We start from the raw sequence: 19,718 nt of genomic DNA on the forward strand, positions 1-19,718 counted from the left end.
AGACTTTATCTTTAAAGAAGCGTAAACTGGCAATCTTTGGAACTTTTATCGAACAGGCTCATGCCAATTCTTTCATCATAATCACCTACGCCACTTCTACCACAGTACATAGCAAAAATATCCACGTAAAAATATATTCCATAATTAATGCCCGTTTTTTGCTATTCTTATTAATTGCTCCATCCCGTATCTACACGTGGCAGGTTGCCGTCACTTGCATAGATTGTGATATAACCGGGACCTGCCGACATTTTTATATGTTGTCCTGAAGCACGCTTCCCGTCATTCCCACCCAGCGCATTTAGCAAAGCATCATACAAAGGGCGAGTGTTTCTATTTTCCTTCACTTGCAGATGTAAAGTCATATAGTCTATCTTAGCAGTAGGTTTCTCCACTGCTGTCTGTCCCCACCATCCGTCTGAAACCATTTCGTGAAAAGTGCCATGAGCTTCGAGTATATAGGACAAGTCACGTGAATATTCTTTTTTCAAAGAAGTCGATTTTCCATCCAATCCATATTTAGTGCGGAACTCCTGAATGCTTGTTTGAGATACATTCATTTTATCTACCTTATTGCCGTCCAACATATCCTTTACCCAAGAGACAATACCCTCTATGTCAAAAAATTCGGATGTTACCCCCTCCCTTAAGGGCATAAACAGCCTATCCGGAATTAGAACAAGATCAAACTGAGGATTTGCCACGAACTTACCTTCCTTGTCTATTAGTCCCCACTTACCGTTTGACTGTACCCAAGCTATCTTATCCATAAAAACAACAGCTGACTCAAACTGTGGATTGATTTCTATCTTTCCCGATTTATCGACATAACCACACTGTTTTCCCATGACAACAACTGCCAAGTCTGAATGGAAGAATGAAGCCCATTTAAACTGTGGATTGATAATAATTTTCCCTTTCGCATCACACCATCCATATGAATCTCCCATCTTTATGACATATCGGTCGCCATCCGCTTTCATTTCCGCAAACTGAGGATTAATCACATACTTGCCCGACTTATCAATTACTCCATACATATCACCCGACTTAACAATCGCCTTTCCATCCAAAAAGAAACCGGCTGCATCAAATTGGCAGTTTATCACGATTTTTCCCTTTTTGTCCACATATCCGTATTTCCAATCCTTATTCTGTACAGCAGCCAGTCCGTCCGAGAAATTTGATTCGAAAGACATTCCTTCGGGTAAGTCAAAAACTTTCTTACCATCTTTATCAATAACCCAAGTTTTTCCGCTATCATCTACCATGACAGCAAGTCCTTCGGCATAGTTATACGCACGACGTACTTTTTTCAAGGTAAGAAGAGAACGTCCCTTCGTATCTATCAGTTCCGGTGCTCCCATAGGCTTTACTACCCATGCCCTGCCTTCGCAAAAAGCCGTTGCACTATTATACTGAGGACTTATAACATACTTTCCTGATTTGTCTATGAATCCGGCTTTCCCATCAACCCACACTTCCGCCAATCCATCCGAAAAGCAGGATGCGTTATTAAATTGGGGGTTAATCACATATTCTCCTTTTGCATTGATATATCCCCAGTTGTCACCCTGCTTTACAGGCATCAAGGAGTAATCAATTTCACTATCGTAACCAGAAGAGCAAGAAACAAACAGGACGATGGCCAAGAGCAATCCCATTCCCAAATAAGTAAAATGTCTCATAATTGTTTTATTGTTGATTTATATTCTATGTTTCATTGTTTGACAGGTGCTCTGACTTCTCCGTCAATAGTCAAAGAGCCATCATCACGGTTGAATTTCAATGTCATTTCAAGGGGAGCCTCTTCCGGATAATCGGCAAAACGCCGTTGCACTTTTGCATAATCCTTATTTATTTCAATGATGGAATCAATGACATAATAAGCATCATCCACGCTGCTATAAATGCCATACCCATAACATTCCTGTCCCATAAATTCGTTGTCCTGAGGTGCTTTAATTTTCTTATACAGGCTCAATCTATAATATAGAGTAGAAAAGTCCTCAACATTCTTATCGGTGTATTCCCATTCGCCATTAAAAGGTTTGTCATCCGGTATCAGATGAAAAGTATAGTCCATATTCTTGATATAGACAGCCTTTGTTTCAGGATAATAGACTAGCGTATCCACAGACAAATCTTGCCATGTGCCGATTGACACCACCCTATAAGAATTGTGACCCAAATAGGATACAGAATCTATATCATAGTGATAAATACGGGAAACATTAGAGAAGTCCATCCAACCATAACTCTTTCCATTTCCACTCGGCAAATCATTGTTCGCAGTAAAAGTCCGTTCGGAAAGGTTAAGTTCCATACTATAGACTATGTCGTCCACCTCCCCCATCTGCCCTCTAAGTGAAGGATCTTTAATTGCAGACATCTCCCAACTCCCCTCCAAAGGTTCGGAAATATGCTGTTCCAACATGGAAACGATACTATCAGATGCGGTTACAGCATCGCCTTGCTTCTTGGAGGAGCAAGCTACAAACGCTACCAGCAAACAGAACAACAGGCAGCAGCGCATCATCATTTTTCCTGAAGTATTCCATAAACCGAATGCGGCAACAAAAACAAGATATTTTTTTTTCATACCCTATCAAGTGCCTCGCCCCTAAAGCACATAACTTTATTATACACGGAAGCGTGGAACTGCAATGCCACGTCTTTGAATGAAGGTCCTAGGAAAACCTTTGCGAACAGATGTAGTAATAGCAGCCCACGCTATAGCGTGAGAACCACTATGCCTATTCTTGTTCGCTTTGAAAATTTCCTAGGTTTTCATTCGCAAGAGATGAGCATAACGCTTCTTATTTTCTAAAATGTTTTTGGACAGGATTTCCCTATCCGATGCAAAAATAATGATTTTTTTAATATACAGTAGCCCAAAACTCATAATTATTTCCCTCAAGGAAGAGAATGAAGCTAGTTTCTTGGGAGGAATGATTGACTAAATCAAAGTAATCGAGTAGGCTGCAGGGAGAGACATGGCCAAATCTGCCGGAGTAAGCGTCCATTCTTCATTTTTAGATTATGCAAATTAGCAGCGTAGATTTAACAGACCCACAGGGTTTTCAGATTGACCCGATATTCCGGGTCAAGTCAAAAAGTATGTGGGTATAATATTTGAGAAACATTTAAAGTTTGCAATGCTAAAAACATACATCCTTCCAAAGTATTATAAATCAAGTACATCACACGAACACCTGATTGGACGTCAGCATTGTAACTCATAGTTCACGCTTGTCACTCACAGGGCTTTCGGATTGACCCGATATTCCTTGCGTAAACGCCTTATATACAATAAAAAAGAGGAAATTCTTATCGAATTTCCTCTTTTTGCGGGGTGGCAGATGGGACTCGAACCCACGACATTCAGAACCACAATCTGACGCTCTAACCAACTGAACTACAGCCACCGTATTGGCTTTCCTTTCAAAAGCGATGCAAAGGTAAGGCTTTTTTTTATATCTGCAAACTTTTTGCCGAAAAATTATTCAAAAAAGTATTCTTTTACCCCTTTATTGTGTATACCAAACAGCTTTCTAGCTCTTATAAGGAAACGTTTCATCACACTAAGTTCCTCATTCTTAATCGGTTTATCAAGAAAAGAAGCCGGATAAAGCTCAAAGTTTTTTTTCCCACTTAAATTGGGACGTGAAGTCCAAACAAATGAATAATCACAGTTAATCAAACGAGTAATCCTGAAAATACGCTGTAATTCCAATTTCACCATAACTCCACCATCCGTATCTTCCTTCGACATATTCGATATAAAATTGCCTAAAGAATAAGCAACCACATGCTTGGCGGGAGTATGCTTATCTTGTATGACCTCCATGGGTTGAAGCACATGAGGATGTGAGCCTATCACATGATCCACCCCCTGGGTTATCATCCAATCTGCCAGGTCCCGTTCCGAACGCTCAGGTAATGAACGATATTCTATGCCCCAATGCATACACGCTATAATGACGTCGGGCATCATACGACGCGCCTTAAGAATATCTTTTTTTATTTGTTCCCTATCAATGTAGTTCACCACATTGGGCGGAGTAACTTCAATGCCGTTTGTCCCATAAGTATAATTAAGCAGAACGATGCGGAAATTATTCTTTTCTATCAATAAAGGATAATCCTCAGACCGCTTGTCTTTATTTATATAGGTACCCGCATGTGGAATATTTAAGGAGTCCAGCATGAAGACAGTGCGCTCCAATCCTCTTTTTCTTCGGTCAAGACAATGATTGTTCGCTGTGAGCAATACGTCAAAACCGGCCTCTTTGACAGCATACAAATATTCGTCGGGAGCACTAAAAGCCGGATAACCGCTATAGGGCTTGCCTCCCAATGTCACTTCCAGATTGGCAATGGCCAAATCTGCCGCACTTATCTCCTCTTTTACATGCTTGAAACACGAAGAATAGTCATACGATGATGTCCCCACACGAGCAGCCTCAATTTGTGCCTGATGCTGCATCAGGTCTCCTACAAACAACAAGGTTATTTTCTCTTGCGCAGTAAGCGAAAGACTAAAGCACAAACTGAACAGTATAAAAAGCTGTCGCATAAAAGAATACGGTTTAAACATTAATGACCGGCAAGATAAAGAGAATATTCGGAAACACCAAATATTCCGCTACGTCCCGCGTATCACAGGCTCACTATTTCTTGCAAAATGCTGACGGCCGTTTCTACTGTCTCCACATTCTTTATAACCATACTGCGTTTACCATTCTGCTCACGAAGATTACAATAACGGGGATTCTTACCCATATAATCAATCACTTTTCCAAAAGCTGCGCTCTGATAATAAGGGCTGTCAGGGTTACTCACAAAAAACAGCGTCATCCGTCCGGCTTTCAGAAAAACCTTTTCTGCACCCAAGCGCTTTGCCATCCGGCGCAACGGAACAATGCGAAGCAATTCCTGACCTTCACGCGGAACCTTTCCGAAACGGTCTTCCAAACGGGATTTGAACGCAAGCACATCTTTATCCAGCTCCAAACCATCCAATTCACGATAGAGCAACATACGTTCGCTACTGCTGGGAATGTATTCATTGGGAAATAATAACTCCAAGTCACTTTCCACCAAGCACTCATCCACAAAGTTTTCGCCACTTATTTTCTCCTCACCTGCCGCTTGCAGCTCTTCGGCATAAAGGTCTGCAAATTCATCCTCTTTCAACTCTTTCACAGCCTCAGCCAGAATCTTCTGATACGTCTCGTATCCCAAATCAGCGATGAAACCGCTCTGTTCAGCGCCCAACATATTTCCTGCGCCACGAATATCCAAGTCTTGCATGGCAATGTGGATGCCGCTACCCAAATCACTAAAATTCTCTATAGCCTGCAGGCGGCGTTTAGCTTCGGGAGTCAACGAAGTGAGTGGAGGAGCCAATAAATAACAAAATGCCTTCTTATTGCTGCGTCCCACGCGTCCACGCATCTGATGCAAATCACTCAATCCGAAATTCTGTGCCTGATTAATGATAATAGTGTTGGCATTGGGGATATCGATTCCACTTTCAATAATTGTAGTCGCCAACAACACATCATAATCATAGTTCACAAAGTCAAAGATTATCTTCTCTAGTTTCTCCGGCTCCATCTGTCCATGCCCGATACAAACACGGCAGTCCGGAATGTTCCGTTTAATCATAGCCTCCAGCTCCACCAAATTTTGGATTCTATTATTGACAAAAAACACCTGACCGTTACGACTCATCTCAAAGTTAATTGCTTCAGTAATAATCTCTTCATTGAACGTATGCACCTCAGTCTGGATAGGATAACGATTGGGAGGGGGAGTCTGTATCACAGAAAGGTCACGCGCTCCCATCAGTGAAAACTGCAACGTACGCGGAATAGGAGTAGCTGTCATGGTCAAGGTATCAACATTTACTTTTATCTGGCGAAGTTTTTCTTTCACACTGACTCCGAATTTCTGTTCTTCATCTATAATCAGCAGTCCTAAATCCTTGAATTTTATACTCTTACCGATAATCTTATGCGTACCGATCAAAATATTAATTTTACCGTCTTCCAGTTCTTTTACGATGCGCGAACTATCTTTTGCACTGCGGGCACGGCTCAAATAATCCACCTTACAAGGAAAATCTTTCAACCGTTCGCGAAAAGTCTGAAAGTGCTGATACGCCAATACGGTAGTCGGTACAAGTACCGCCACTTGTTTGTTGTCCGCCACAGCCTTAAAAGCAGCACGTACTGCAATTTCCGTTTTTCCAAAACCAACATCCCCGCACACCAAGCGGTCCATCGGACGTTCGCTTTCCATATCAGCTTTTACATCCTGAGTCGTTTTAAGTTGGTCGGGAGTATCTTCATAAATAAAGCTAGCCTCCAGCTCATGCTGCAAAAAGCTGTCAGGAGTATAACTGAAACCTTTCTCCTGCTTACGCTGAGAATATAACTTAATCAAGTCACGGGCTATATCTTTAATCTTAGTCTTGGTGCGTTCTTTCATTTTCTCCCAAGCCCCGGTTCCCAGTTTATTCAGGCGCGGAGTCTCTCCTTCTTTCCCTTTATACTTGGAAATCTTGTGTAAGGAATGAATGGATACAAAGACAACATCTTCATTTTGATAAACCAATTTGATAACCTCTTGTGTGGTATCACCGTTAGGAATACGCACCAATCCGGCAAACCTTCCCACTCCATGGTCAATGTGCACCACATAATCCCCCGGTTCAAATTGGCTCAACTCTTTTAGCGTCAATGCCACTTTGCCACTACGGGCCTTATCACTCCGAAGATTGTATTTATGAAAACGGTCGAATATTTGGTGGTCGGTGAAGAAACAGCTCCGCAGATTATTATCACTAAACCCTTCGTGCAAAGTCTTATTGACCGGAGTAAATGCTATTTTATCTCCTCGCTCCTCGAAAATGTCTTTCAGTCGATTTGCCTGCTTCTCACTGTCCGTACATATATATAATGTATAGCCTTGTTCCAGATAATCGGTAAACGTACTGCTTACCAAATCAAAATTCTTGTGGAAAATCGGTTGCGCACTTGTATCAAAGGTCAAGGTTGCCTGCGGAGTACCTGTAGGCTTATTTCCGAATTCCATTCTTTTGAACTCTACCGCACGGACTGTAAATTCAGCACCATCTATCAACTTTGTCTCCAGACTCATCAATTCTGTTTTCTCCCCCTCATAAGCGGCCAAGGCCTGTGGAGAAAGAGCCTCATCTCTGACGGATTGAATTCTTTCCCGTACCCACAAGAAATCTTTCATAGCCAATACAGCATCCCTTGATATAAACTCAAAAAAGGAAACGCCGCTTCCATCCGTTGATTTTGTCAGCTCCGGTACAATAGCCACGCTTTGTTTCTTTTCCTTCGAGAGCTGATTCTCAACTTCAAACGTACGGATACTGTCCACCTCATCGCCAAAGAAGTCTATACGATAAGGAAACTCTGAGGCAAAAGAAAAAACATCGATAATACTTCCTCTCACTGCATATTGTCCCGGTTCATACACATAATCCACATGCTCAAACCCATAGCCGGTAAGCACTTCTGCGATAAACTCGGTATCCACATGTTCACCCACACTCAGCTTCAATGTTTTATCAGTCAGTTCCTCTTGTGAAACAACCTTCTCGGCAAGAGCATCGGGATAGGTCACAATACACAGTGTATCACCTTTTTGCAAACGGCTCAATACTTCCGTACGGAGAATCTCATTGGCCGCATCCTTTTGTCCGTACTTGACGGCACGACGATATGAAGAAGGAAAGAATAAAATATTCTCTTCTCCATTTACTTGCGTCAAGTCATGATAAAAATAACCTGCCTCTTCCTGGTCGCCCAATATAAAGACAAACGTCTGTTTATTCTCTCTGATAAAGGAGGAAATAAATAAAGGTGCCGCTGAAGCATGTAATCCTCCTAGGAAAATAGTCCTCACCGAGGAATCTTCCAGTAACGCAGCCAAGCCCGCAGTATTCGGGTGTCCGGCATATATACGTTGTAATTCCGAAATGTCCATATCTTCGTTTAAGATGGGAACAAAATTAGAGAATTTTCTTTTTACTTCCTCTAATTATAACCAACTATTTAATATTTTGCCTACTTTTGCAACTCAATGCTTTAATCATGGAAACAAAAGTAATAAAAAACGCAATTAAAGGACACGCACGTATAGATGTAGCTGATGTGCTACGTGGATTAGCAGTAATGGGAATCATTATTCTGCATTCTATCGAACATTTCAATTTCTATTCATTTCCTGACACAGCCACTCAGAGTGACTGGCTTAACTTTACGGACAAAGCTATCTGGGATGGATTATTCTTCATGTTCGGAGGAAAAGCTTACGCTGTATTTGCTCTTCTGTTCGGCTTCAGTTTTTTTATTCAGAACGATAACCAACGTATGCGCGGCAATGATTTCCGGTTACGATTTTGCTGGCGACTCGTTCTTTTATTCCTGATAGGCAATATCAATGCCAGTTTCTTCACAGCCGAGGTGCTGGTACTTTACTCACTGGTCGGTTTTATCCTGCCGCTTACCTGCCGGCTAAAAGATAAATGGGTATTTCTTTTGGCTTGTGTACTACTGATTCAGCCCTTGCCTCTTTATTATGTAATACGTGCCTGTCTGGATTCGTCTTTTGTCACTCCGGCCATTCCCACCCGTAGTTTTTGGGATGCTACTTTTGCTGTACAAAGTCACGGTTCATTCCTGGAAACCGTCCGTGTGAATTTATGGGAAGGGCAAATAGCCAGCCTTGCCTGGGCATGGGACCATGGACGTGTATTCCAAACAGCAGCTTTGTTTTTGTTGGGTATGTTAATCGGACGACGCGGACTATTCCAAAAAGAGCACCTGAAGGTATGGAATAAAATACTTGCCGGTGCGCTTATCGCATTCTTTCCTTTATACGGATTAGGCAATATGTTGCCGACGTTCATTGTCAACAAATCAATATTGACCCCCTTGTCACTTATCATCACCTCGCTTTCTAACTTCTCATTTATGCTGGTATTGGTTTCGGGGGTTATCTTTGCATTCTATAATACGAACCTACACCATCTTTTAATGAAAATCACTCCTTATGGGAAAATGAGTCTTACCAACTATATTACTCAAAGCATAGTAGGTTCTATGCTATATTATAACTGGGGATTTGCTCTTCACAACCAGTTTGGTATCACCGTCAGTTGTCTGGCCGGTATCGCGTTCTTCATTTTGCAATTTACATTCTGCCGCTGGTGGATGAGTCATCATTCACATGGGCCGATGGAATATATATGGAAGCGTGCTACTTGGTTAAAATGAGAACTTAAAAGAGCTTTCGGTTGTTTTTACACATAAATAAACAATATAACTTATGACTAATATGTATGATGAAATAGAATACATCTTCAACTTACTCGAGCGTCATCGTTTGAAAGAAGCATTGGTACAAATCTATGCAATTGCCACTCAATGTTCCAACTGGCAGTTGCGCACTGATGTAGAAGCACTGCAAACGACATACGATTTGATGTTGCAATACAATGCGAAAGGCATGAAAGATCCAAAACAAAAGGATATGTATAATAAAATATTCCGATCGGCCTACGAAATGGCAGAACGGACATATACCATGAAGAAAAGTACATCATCTTTTGCTTTATATTATGATTTGATACGCACTTACGAACATACTAAACCGCATACTCTTCCCGAACTACAAATGCAATTGGAAGCCTATACGGAAGATACAGCGACAGCTCCTCTGATTTACAGTGATGCCAATCGCCGTGAAAAAGAATTAGCAGGAATACGCGAACGTCATGAAAAAGCACTCAATGAGTTATTCGAAAGAACTTGGACTTCTTTATATTGGACGGAAGCCGAAGCTTTGGAAGCTCAGGCACTGCTTAATTCTCTTTTGGTACCGGTCAATGACCTTTGTGTCTTCATCAGTGCTATCACCATGAACCAATCCAAGATTTTCGATATACGGAAATTTATGCTACTCCTCGAAGCGTACAATCACCCTGACCCTATGGTGAACCAACGCGCTATCGTAGGTATAGTGATAACTATACTTTTCTATGAGCACCGTATCATGATGTATCCCGAAGCACGTGCAAAGCTCTCGTTACTCAATGAAGATGACGATTTTATCAAAAATCTGCATACCGTACAGATTCAATTGCTGCTTTCACGCGAAACACAGGAAATAGACAGGAAGATGCGGGAAGAAATCCTTCCTGAAATGATGAAAAGTCCGAATATCGGAAACTCCAACCGAATCGGATTAGATGAAGCAGAAGACTCTGACGATCTTAACCCGGAATGGGAAATTTGGATTGACAAATCGGGCATTAGTGACAAGTTGCGTGAAATGGGCGAATTACAAATGGAAGGAGCAGATGTTTATATGAGTACGTTCTCCCAACTAAAACAGTTCCCGTTTTTCCGCCAGATGTCACACTGGTTTTATCCTTTCGACCGCCAATTCCCCGATATCGTTTCCATGTTTGGAAATGATGAGGAAAAGGGAGTATCTCTATTGGACGTTATACTCAATAGTAATACCTTTTGCAGCTCTGATAAATATTCTTTCTGTTTCAGCTTAATACAAATGCCTGAACCACAAAAAAAGATGATGATACATCAGATGAACGAGCAAAGTTCTGTATCGCAAGAACAAATGGAACAGATAACAAAGCTAGCCAAGGCTACCGTGAAAAAAGAGAATATCAGCCGCCAGTATATTCATGATTTATATCGCTTCTTTAAATTATGGTCACGCCGTTCCGAAGAAAAAGACATCTTCGAAAATAGTTTTGAACTGTGGAATTATAACAGCCTTAAAAAAGCAATAACCCGGCCGGAAGAGCTGAAAAAGCTGGCAGATTATTTCTTTCAGAAAAATTATATGGAGGAGGCATTCCAACTCTACAGTATTCTGCTTGAAGAGAATAAAGCAAATTCCGAGCTATGGCAAAAAGCCGGTTATTCCCTCCAGAAAACGGGATGTTACAATGAGGCGTTGGATTATTATAAACAGGCTGATATTATTGCCCCGGATACTTTATGGACCAATCGTCATTTAGCTTTATGCTATCAAAAGCTGGATATGCCTGAACAAGCACTGCAATACTTCAAAAAAATAGAAAGTGTTCAGCCCGACAACTTAAACCTGTCCTTGCAGATAGGCCAATGTCTGGTAGCTTTGAAAAGATACGAAGAGGCCTTAGGCTACTTCTTTAAAGTGGAATATCTGGAAAAGAATCCCAACAATGCACGCCGTGCTATCGGCTGGTGTTCATTTGTCATCGGCAAGTATGAAGAAGCACGTAAATATTATGATCTGCTGCTTCAGGCTCCCAAACCCAAAATGCAAGACTGGATGAATGCAGGGCATTTATACTATACATTGGGAAATACCGAAACAGCCATTCAGTATTATCAAAAAGCACAGAGCATGTGCGAAGACAGTGACTCGTTCCTTACTTTCTGTCTGGAAGACAAAGAATATCTTATCGAAAAAGGATTTTCGGAAGAGGATATCTACATCTTATTGGATGCGCTACTTTAATGATTTATAAGATAATTCGATACGGGATAGAAGTTTTGTGTAATTATACAGGACTTCTATCTTTATCGGAGATTCATCATCCAACCTATAATTAGCATGCACGTTATAAGTCTCGCTACCATGATTTATACAACGTCCGATATCATTGGGTAAAACCGTGTCTACCCTAAAATCTCCCAGGTTCAGTAAAAAATAGAAAAAGCCGTCCAAGCCGTCACTATCCATTACATAAGCCTGTATATTCAAATTTGCCCGATAATTAATGTGATTATCATAATTATAATAACTGTGACACACATAAGTACTGTCGTTTGATTCACGATGTGAAGTAATGGATTCCGTCAGTTTTCCATCATCGCCAAATATATATTTCGTACAGACGTGTTTCAAGAAATTCTTTTCTTCCACCCCAAAATAGTCCGACCTGATACACAGCGTATCAGCCCCATATTCATAAGTCGAAGTCTTAAAAGCATCCCACGTTTCCGCACCTCTTTTCAGCAAACAACGTGTACGACTTTCTATTGCCTTGCCTTTAGCCATTTTAAAAGTTACCGAGCAAAGCTTACTTCCCGAATGAAGGCAATCCATTTCTCCTACGGTTACCTTATCGCCTTCATATACTATCGGAGTATCACCATAACGTATTATTCTGCCGTCACTATCATACTCTATATCCGATATAACCTCTTCTTCTCCTGTCAGATCTGTTACTTTTGCTATAAGTGTTTCGTCTTTATTATCTTTACAACTCAAGTTTGCAAACAGTAAGAAGCTTACTACAATATATTTTACAATCGCTTCAATTTTCATACTCCAATCATCCTATCTGTGCAAATAAAACAAAAAATATTAGAACTATGCACAATTTGCATGATTTTAACTCAACTTCTTTTTCTCCCTTCTGTTGTAGACTGCAATTATAAAAGAAATAGGAATATATGGAATGGATAATACACCTGTTAAGACAACATTCGGAATTGGCAATTTTTCTCACTATTGCCGCAGGATTCTGGATTGGTAAAATAAAAGTAGGACAATTCAGTTTAGGAATTGTTACCAGCGTACTTTTAGTCGGAGTATTGGTAGGACAACTCAACATCACCATTGAGGAACCTGTCAAATCCGTTTTCTTTCTGCTATTTTTATTTGCCATCGGTTACAAAGTAGGACCGCAATTCTTTCGCGGATTAAAAAAAGATGGTTTACCACAAGTGGGCTTTGCCGTTTTGATGTGTGTCGGCTGTTTGGTTATAACCTGGCTTTTAGCACTTATTATGGGCTATAATGCAGGCGAAGCAGCCGGGTTACTGGCAGGCGCACAGACCATTTCCGCAGTTATCGGAGTAGCGGACGACACCATCAATGGATTAAACATCAGTGCAGAGCAGAAAAGCAACATGATAAATATCATTCCCGTTGCTTATGCTGTTACTTATATTTACGGAACTGCAGGATCGGCGTGGGTACTCTCTTCCTTGGGTCCGAAAATGTTGGGCGGACTTGAAAAAGTGAAAGCTGCCTGTAAAGAATTGGAAGCCCAAATGGGAACCAGCGAAGCCGATGAACCCGGTTTTGAACACGCGCGTCGACCGGTCGTATTCCGTGCCTACAATATAGAAAACGATTGGTTTGGAAACGGCAAAACGGTAGAGCAACTCGAATCTTACTTTGTTTCACAAGGGAAAAGGCTGTTTGTTGAAAGGATGAGACATAATCATACTATCATCAACGAGATTCTGCCAGGACAATTATTACAAAAAGGTGACGAAGTAGTATTAAGCGGACGCCGTGAATTTGCTATAGGCGAAGAAGATTGGATTGGCGAAGAAATAATAGATCCCCAGTTACTTGATTTTCCTGTAGAGGTATTGCCGGTCATGATACATAAAAAGCCGTATGCCAACCGTAAACTTGAATTCATCCGCAAACAACCTTTCATGCACGGAGTAAGTGTAAGACGCATCAAACGTGCAGGCATCGATATTCCCGTATTTGCTCAGACGGTAATCGATTCGGGTGATACATTAGAATTGGTTGGATTGAAGAAAGAAGTAGAGACAGCTGCCAAACAATTAGGATATATCGACCGCCCGACCAATGCTACCGATATGGTATTTGTCGGTATCGGCATCTTAATAGGAGGTATCATCGGTGCCTTAGCCATTCATATAGGCGGAGTCCCCATCAGCCTTAGCACCAGCGGAGGAGCACTGATTGCAGGTTTGGTATTCGGATGGTTACGCAGTAAACGCCCCACATTCGGACAAATACCCGAATCCTCTCTATGGGTGTTAAATAATGTAGGACTGAATATGTTTATAGCTGTAGTGGGAATCTCTGCAGGGCCCAGCTTCATTCAAGGATTAAAAGAAGTGGGACCGATGCTTTTTGTCATCGGTGTTCTTGCCACCTCATTGCCTCTGCTGTTGGGGCTGATATTGGCCAGATATGTATTTCACTTCCACCCTGCACTGGCATTGGGATGTACAGCCGGAGCACGAACTACCACTGCTGCACTGGGAGCTATTCAGGAGGCTGTGGGTAGTGAAACCCCATCACTTGGCTATACAGTGACTTACGCTGTGGGAAATACCCTTCTCATTATTTGGGGAGTAGTCATTGTTTTATTAGTATAATCACCTAAACCTTATAACATTATGGAATATTTAAGCGATAAGAGCAGTGTAGCGAAAATGGACAAGAATCTGGAAAAGATTAGTCCCTTTGAGCTCAAGAACCGTTTGATAGAAATGGCAGATGAAAGTGTAAAGAAGATGGCGCACGTCATGCTGAATGCGGGAAGAGGAAATCCCAACTGGATTGCTACCGAAGCTCGTGAAGCCTTCTTCACCTTGGGGTCTTTCGCTATTGCAGAATCTCGACGTGTCATGGATATGCCGGAAGGAATAGCTGGTATTCCTCAAAAAGAAGGTATCGCCCAACGGTTTGAACTGTGGCTGAAGACCCATGAAGGCGAACCGGGAATTGACCTGCTGAAGCGTACTTATAATTATATGTTGATGGAACATGCCGTCGACCCTGATTCATTAGTACATGAGTGGGCCGACAGTATGGCAGGCGACCAATATCCAATGCCTGACCGTATCTTGAAGTATACAGAGATACTTGTACGCGACTACCTGAACCGGGAAATGTGTGACGGACGTCCCCCGCAAGGCAACTTTGATCTTTTTGCCACCGAAGGCGGTACGGCAGGCATGTGCTATGTATTCGATTCACTGGAAGAAAACTTCCTGCTACATCGTGGAGACAGTATCGCCTTGATGGTTCCTGCCTTTACTCCGTACATCGAAATACCCGAATTGGCGCGTTACGATTATGATGTACTGAATATCAGTGCCGACACGATGGACGAAAACGGCCTGCACACTTGGCAGTACAAAGTAGAGGATATCAACAAGTTGCGCGACCCGAAGTACAAAGCCCTGTTTGTAATCAACCCGAGCAATCCGCCCAGCTATGAACTGAACAAGGAATGTGTAGATGCCATCAAAGATGTAGTAAATCGTTGGAATCCGAACTTGATGATAGTAACAGATGATGTCTACGGTACTTTCGTTCCCGGATTTAGAAGCCTGCTGGCAGATTTACCGTTCAATACCATCTGCGTATATTCATTCTCGAAATATTTCGGAGCCACCGGATGGCGTATAGCCGTCAATGCCGTCCACGAGAATAATGTATTCGACAAACTAATTGCCGCTTTGCCCCGCAAACGTAAAAGCGAGCTTGCTAAGCGATACGGTTCTTTGACAACAGACGTGGAAAAGATGAAATTCATTGACCGCATGGTGGCCGACAGCCGACAGGTTGCTCTTAACCATACTGCCGGACTGTCACTTCCACAGCAGATGCAAATGTCATTGTTTGCTGCTTTCTCATTGCTCGACAAAGAGGATAAATATCGTCACGCCATGCTTCATCTGATTCATAGCCGACTGAAAGCATTATGGGATAATACTGGATTTATTTTACCCGATGACCCGCTTCGCGCCGGATATTATTCAGAAATAGATATGCTGGTATGGGCAAAGAAATTCTATGGCGATGACTTTGTCAATTATCTGAAGTCGACATATAATCCACTAAATGTGGTCTTCCGTCTGGCAACAGAAACCGGATTGGTGGTGTTGAACGGAGGAGGTTTTGACGGACCTGAATGGAGCGTACGAGTTTCTTTAGCTAATCTCAATGAGAAAGATTACATCAAGATAGGACTGAGTATTCGCAGAATCCTGAACGAATATGCCGAAACATGGAAGAATAAAAGCAAATCTTGACGGCTAATCAAAAAGCGGATAAAGAATCACCCTCGCCACAGATAGTTGTAGCGAGGGTGATTTCGATAAAAGGAGAGTTTCGACACATCTCCATGCTGATGAAAACAGCAGCCTATCTCTTTATCTTGAAAATGATTATCCTAGAAACATACTATGCTCCATACATACGTGCACGCATTTCCTTAATATGATCCGAAGTGATATATTCATCATATTCCATCATCTTGTCGATAATGCCATTCGGAGTTAATTCAATGATACGGTTAGCAACCGTTTCGATGAATTCATGGTCATGAGAAGCGAATAATATATTTCCCTTATAACTCTTCAAGTTATTATTGAAAGCCTGAATAGACTCCAAGTCCAAGTGGTTGGTCGGTGTATCAAGAATCAGACAGTTGGCATTGCGCAACTGCATACGGGCAATCATACAACGCATCTTCTCGCCTCCCGAAAGAACATTTACTTTTTTCAGCACTTCTTCACCCGAGAACAACATACGCCCCAAGAAACCTTTCATATAGACTTCATTTCCTTCACCAAACTGGCTTAACCAGTCTACCAGATTCAAGTCGCATTCAAAGAAATCAGTATTATCCAACGGCAAATAAGCGGTGGTTATTGTTACTCCCCAGTCGAATTTACCGGCTTGCGGCTTACGATTTCCGTTAATAATTTCAAAAAGAGCAGTCATGGCACGAGGGTCACGGCTCAAGAATACAATCTTATCCCCTTTTTCAACATTAAAGTTCACATCATTAAACAAGACCACTCCATCTTCTGTCTCGGCACGCAAACCCGATACTTCAAGAATTTGGTTTCCCGGTTCACGGTCGGGAGTAAAGATAATACCCGGATATTTACGAGAAGACGGTTTAATTTCTTCTACATTCAGTTTCTCCAACATTTTCTTGCGACTGGTAGTCTGTTTACTCTTTGCCACATTCGCACTAAAACGACGGATAAACTCTTCCAATTCCTTTTTCTTCTCTTCAGCTTTTGCCTTTTGGTTCTGCTGCTGCCGAAGTGCCAACTGACTAGACTCATACCAGAAGCTATAGTTTCCGGCAAACAGATTCACCTTACCAAAATCAATATCAACCGTATGTGTACAAACAGAGTCAAGGAAGTGTCGGTCATGACTCACAACCAATACAGTGTGCTCAAAATTGGAAAGATATTCTTCCAACCATGTTACCGTTTCCATATCCAAGTCATTGGTCGGCTCATCAAGCAACAAGTTGTCCGGGTTTCCGTAAAGAGCTTGTGCCAACATGACACGCACCTTTTCTTTACCGCTCAAATCACCCATCTTCATATAATGCTTATCCTCCTTGATGCCAAGTCCACTCAGCAGCATAGCTGCATCACTCTCGGCATTCCAACCGTCCAACTCAGCAAACTTTTCTTCCAGTTCAGATACTTTCAAGCCATCCTCATCCGTAAAATCGGTCTTGGCATACAGTTCTTCGCGCTGCTTCATAATATCCCATAACACTGTATGTCCCATCATAACCGTGTCCATCACGGTATATTCATCAAATTTAAAATGGTCCTGGCTCAATACGGACAGGCGTTCGCCCGGTCCCAATATCACAGACCCTTTAGTCGGCTCCAACTCGCCTGAAATTGCTTTCAGAAAAGTCGATTTTCCGGCACCATTTGCACCGATTACTCCGTAAATATTGCCGTTGGTGAACTTCATATTCACATCATTATACAATACTCTTTTACCAAATTGAATGGCTAAGTTTGAAACTGTAATCATCCTTATATACCTTATTTATATGTTATTTCGATTTTTGAAAGTGCAAAGGTAGGCATTTTAATTCAGAAAAGTATGCCAGTGTGACATATTTTCCCTACTTTTGCAAAATATTTGAGTCGGGGAAACAAGTAGGCACGAAATTTGTTAGCAATAAATTAACCTAAAAACCCTGACTGATTATGAGTAAGAATAAGAAAAACAAAAAGTTTAATAAGAATATGAACCCAACAGAGAAGAACCAACCTCAGGATGAGGAAGTTTTGAGAAACCAAGAAAAGGCAGAAGAAGCTGTTCTTGACGAAGAGACTCAAAAGGAAGCAGCAGAAGAATTATCTGCTGAAGAGAAGGTGAACAAGGATTTGGCTGACGCTCAAAAGACCATAGAAGAGCAGCATGACAAGTATTTACGTCTTTCTGCCGAGTTCGACAATTACCGCAAACGTACCATGAAGGAAAAAGCGGAGTTAATTAAAAACGGAGGTGAAAAAACAATCTCCGCCATTCTGCCTATTCTGGATGATTTGGAACGTGCCGTGAAAACTTCAGAAACCTCGGACGACGTAAAAGCAATGCGCGAAGGCATCGAACTGATTTACAATAAATTCTTAAAGGTATTGAATCAGGAAGGACTTCAGAAAATAGAAACTGACGGCAAAGATTTTGATACCGATTATCACGAAGCCATCGCATTAGTTCCTGCGCCGTCTGAAGAACAAAAAGGAAAAATCCTGGACTGCGTTCAGACAGGCTATAAGCTGAATGACAAAGTAATCCGCCACGCCAAGGTAGTAGTGGCTCAATAAAATAGTATCATAAAACAACATGGCAAAAAGAGACTATTACGAAGTTCTGGAAGTGGACAAGACAGCCACTATTGATGTTATAAAGAAAGCATACCGCAAGAAAGCGATACAATATCATCCTGATAAAAATCCGGGAGATAAAGAAGCGGAAGAGAAATTCAAAGAAGCTGCCGAAGCATACGATGTACTGAGCAACCCTGACAAGCGCGCCCGTTACGACCAGTTCGGACATGCAGGCATGAGTGGAGCTGCCGGTGGCGGTTTCGAAGGATTCGGGCAAGGTATGTCTATGGACGATATTTTCTCTATGTTCGGCGATATATTCGGCGGACGTGGTGGAGGTTTCGGAGGCTTCAGCGGTTTCGGTGGAGGCGGACGTGCCTCTCAACGAAAATACCGTGGTTCGGACTTACGTGTCAAGGTCAAACTGAGCTTGAAAGAAATTTCTACGGGAGTAGAAAAGAAATTCAAATTAAAAAAATATGTGGCATGTGATCACTGCCACGGCTCAGGTGCCGAAGGAGAAGGAGGTACGGAAACGTGTCCTACTTGTCACGGAACAGGCAGTGTGACACGCACCCAACAAAGTATCTTCGGAATGGTGCAATCGCAAAGTGTATGCCCCCAATGTAACGGTGAAGGTAAAATCATCAAAAACAAATGTAAGGTTTGTTCGGGTGAGGGCATCGTATATGGCGAAGAAGTGGTGGAAGTAAAAATCCCTGCCGGAGTAGCCGAAGGTATGCAACTGACAGTAAACGGAAAAGGTAATGCCGGAAAACACAACGGAGTACCGGGTGATTTGCTTGTTGTCATTGAAGAAGAATCTCATCCCGACCTAATTCGTGATGAAAATGATTTGATATACAACTTGCTATTAAGTATCCCTACAGCTGCCTTGGGCGGAACTGTGGAAATCCCGACTATCGACAGTAAAGTAAAAGTAAAGATTGAAGCAGGAACCCAACCGGGCAAAGTGCTACGCTTGCGAGGTAAAGGATTGCCAAATGTAAACAGCTATGGATATAGCACAGGCACCGGTGATTTGTTGGTCAATGTCAGTGTATACGTACCCGAAACAATGAACAAAGAAGAAAAGCAAATCATGGAGAAGATGCAGGAATCTGACAACTTCAAACCGAACCTGAGCATTAAGGAGAAGATATTCAAAAAATTCAAGAACTTCTTTGATTAACTGCTTTATAGCCGTCGGGCCATGACTAAGATAACACTTTCATCCACCATAGAGATACGATACTTGCATTT

At 41.9% G+C, this 19,718-nt stretch carries 12 protein-coding genes and 1 tRNA gene; 6 read left to right on the top strand and 7 right to left on the bottom strand.

The genetic code is table 11. The features are described 5' to 3' along the window. Positions 1-170 precede the first annotated feature (170 nt). The 5 genes from IR173_RS03685 to mfd all read right to left on the bottom strand — a co-directional run bounded on the left by IR173_RS03685 (position 171) and on the right by mfd (position 8,028). Entirely contained in the window at positions 171-1,688 is a 1,518-nt protein-coding gene (locus IR173_RS03685; protein ID WP_237038320.1) for a WG repeat-containing protein, read from the bottom strand. A 32-nt stretch (positions 1,689-1,720) separates the two neighbouring features. Then, positions 1,721-2,602: a hypothetical protein gene (locus IR173_RS03690; protein WP_237038321.1), complete on the bottom strand. Its 882-nt coding sequence runs from the start codon at positions 2,600-2,602 to the stop codon at positions 1,721-1,723. Between the two features lie 752 nt (positions 2,603-3,354). After that, positions 3,355-3,428: transfer RNA gene (locus IR173_RS03695), tRNA-His, on the bottom strand. 74 nt (positions 3,429-3,502) lie between these two features. After that, on the bottom strand, positions 3,503-4,579 hold the full coding sequence (locus tag IR173_RS03700) for a CapA family protein (protein ID WP_237038322.1): 1,077 nt from the start codon (positions 4,577-4,579) through the stop codon (positions 3,503-3,505). A gap of 83 nt (positions 4,580-4,662) precedes the next feature. After that, positions 4,663-8,028, bottom strand: a complete 3,366-nt coding sequence (gene mfd / locus IR173_RS03705) for a transcription-repair coupling factor (RefSeq protein ID WP_237038323.1) — start codon at positions 8,026-8,028, stop codon at positions 4,663-4,665. A 107-nt stretch (positions 8,029-8,135) separates the two neighbouring features. Between mfd and IR173_RS03710 the strand changes: the two genes are divergently transcribed. Both IR173_RS03710 and IR173_RS03715 read left to right on the top strand, forming a co-directional pair. Further along, complete coding sequence (locus tag IR173_RS03710) at positions 8,136-9,320, top strand: DUF418 domain-containing protein (RefSeq protein WP_237038324.1); 1,185 nt, start codon at positions 8,136-8,138, stop codon at positions 9,318-9,320. A gap of 52 nt (positions 9,321-9,372) precedes the next feature. Next, positions 9,373-11,577, top strand: coding sequence for a tetratricopeptide repeat protein (locus tag IR173_RS03715; RefSeq protein ID WP_237038325.1), 2,205 nt, complete (start codon positions 9,373-9,375; stop codon positions 11,575-11,577). On the opposite strand, the gene IR173_RS03720 is transcribed toward IR173_RS03715, so the two are convergent. Next, on the bottom strand, positions 11,569-12,390 hold the full coding sequence (locus IR173_RS03720; RefSeq protein ID WP_237038326.1) for a hypothetical protein: 822 nt from the start codon (positions 12,388-12,390) through the stop codon (positions 11,569-11,571). The genes IR173_RS03715 and IR173_RS03720 overlap by 9 nt on opposite strands. Before the next feature lie 128 nt (positions 12,391-12,518). Here IR173_RS03720 and aspT point away from each other — a divergent pair, with 128 nt between their 5' ends. Both aspT and IR173_RS03730 read left to right on the top strand, forming a co-directional pair. Then, the gene (gene aspT / locus IR173_RS03725; protein WP_237038327.1) at positions 12,519-14,216 is read left to right on the top strand and encodes an aspartate-alanine antiporter; all 1,698 of its coding nucleotides are present in this window, start codon (positions 12,519-12,521) and stop codon (positions 14,214-14,216) included. 21 nt (positions 14,217-14,237) lie between these two features. After that, positions 14,238-15,881, top strand: coding sequence for a bifunctional aspartate transaminase/aspartate 4-decarboxylase (locus IR173_RS03730; protein ID WP_237038328.1), 1,644 nt, complete (start codon positions 14,238-14,240; stop codon positions 15,879-15,881). Between the two features lie 151 nt (positions 15,882-16,032). Here IR173_RS03730 and IR173_RS03735 read toward each other — a convergent pair whose 3' ends face one another. Beyond that, positions 16,033-17,649: an ABC-F family ATP-binding cassette domain-containing protein gene (locus tag IR173_RS03735; RefSeq protein ID WP_237038329.1), complete on the bottom strand. Its 1,617-nt coding sequence runs from the start codon at positions 17,647-17,649 to the stop codon at positions 16,033-16,035. 179 nt (positions 17,650-17,828) lie between these two features. Between IR173_RS03735 and grpE the strand changes: the two genes are divergently transcribed. Both grpE and dnaJ read left to right on the top strand, forming a co-directional pair. Continuing rightward, complete coding sequence (gene grpE / locus IR173_RS03740; RefSeq protein WP_237038330.1) at positions 17,829-18,452, top strand: nucleotide exchange factor GrpE; 624 nt, start codon at positions 17,829-17,831, stop codon at positions 18,450-18,452. Positions 18,453-18,471: 19 nt separating this feature from the next. Beyond that, positions 18,472-19,647: a molecular chaperone DnaJ gene (gene dnaJ, locus IR173_RS03745; protein ID WP_237038331.1), complete on the top strand. Its 1,176-nt coding sequence runs from the start codon at positions 18,472-18,474 to the stop codon at positions 19,645-19,647. The last annotated feature ends 71 nt before the right edge of the window (positions 19,648-19,718 follow it).

Source organism: Phocaeicola faecalis, assembly GCF_021730445.1.
In the GTDB taxonomy this organism is placed as follows: domain Bacteria; phylum Bacteroidota; class Bacteroidia; order Bacteroidales; family Bacteroidaceae; genus Phocaeicola; species Phocaeicola faecalis.

Bases quoted from the DNA above. Each gene is read 5' to 3' on its own strand.
- IR173_RS03685 (WP_237038320.1), bottom strand. From the start codon at position 1,688: ATGAGACATTTTACTTATTTGGGAATGGGATTGCTCTTGGCCATCGTC.
- IR173_RS03690 (WP_237038321.1), bottom strand. From the start codon at position 2,602: ATGAAAAAAAAATATCTTGTTTTTGTTGCCGCATTCGGTTTATGGAAT.
- IR173_RS03700 (WP_237038322.1), bottom strand. From the start codon at position 4,579: ATGCGACAGCTTTTTATACTGTTCAGTTTGTGCTTTAGTCTTTCGCTT.
- mfd (WP_237038323.1), bottom strand. From the start codon at position 8,028: ATGGACATTTCGGAATTACAACGTATATATGCCGGACACCCGAATACT.
- IR173_RS03710 (WP_237038324.1), top strand. From the start codon at position 8,136: ATGGAAACAAAAGTAATAAAAAACGCAATTAAAGGACACGCACGTATA.
- IR173_RS03715 (WP_237038325.1), top strand. From the start codon at position 9,373: ATGACTAATATGTATGATGAAATAGAATACATCTTCAACTTACTCGAG.
- IR173_RS03720 (WP_237038326.1), bottom strand. From the start codon at position 12,390: ATGAAAATTGAAGCGATTGTAAAATATATTGTAGTAAGCTTCTTACTG.
- aspT (WP_237038327.1), top strand. From the start codon at position 12,519: ATGGAATGGATAATACACCTGTTAAGACAACATTCGGAATTGGCAATT.
- IR173_RS03730 (WP_237038328.1), top strand. From the start codon at position 14,238: ATGGAATATTTAAGCGATAAGAGCAGTGTAGCGAAAATGGACAAGAAT.
- IR173_RS03735 (WP_237038329.1), bottom strand. From the start codon at position 17,649: ATGATTACAGTTTCAAACTTAGCCATTCAATTTGGTAAAAGAGTATTG.
- grpE (WP_237038330.1), top strand. From the start codon at position 17,829: ATGAGTAAGAATAAGAAAAACAAAAAGTTTAATAAGAATATGAACCCA.
- dnaJ (WP_237038331.1), top strand. From the start codon at position 18,472: ATGGCAAAAAGAGACTATTACGAAGTTCTGGAAGTGGACAAGACAGCC.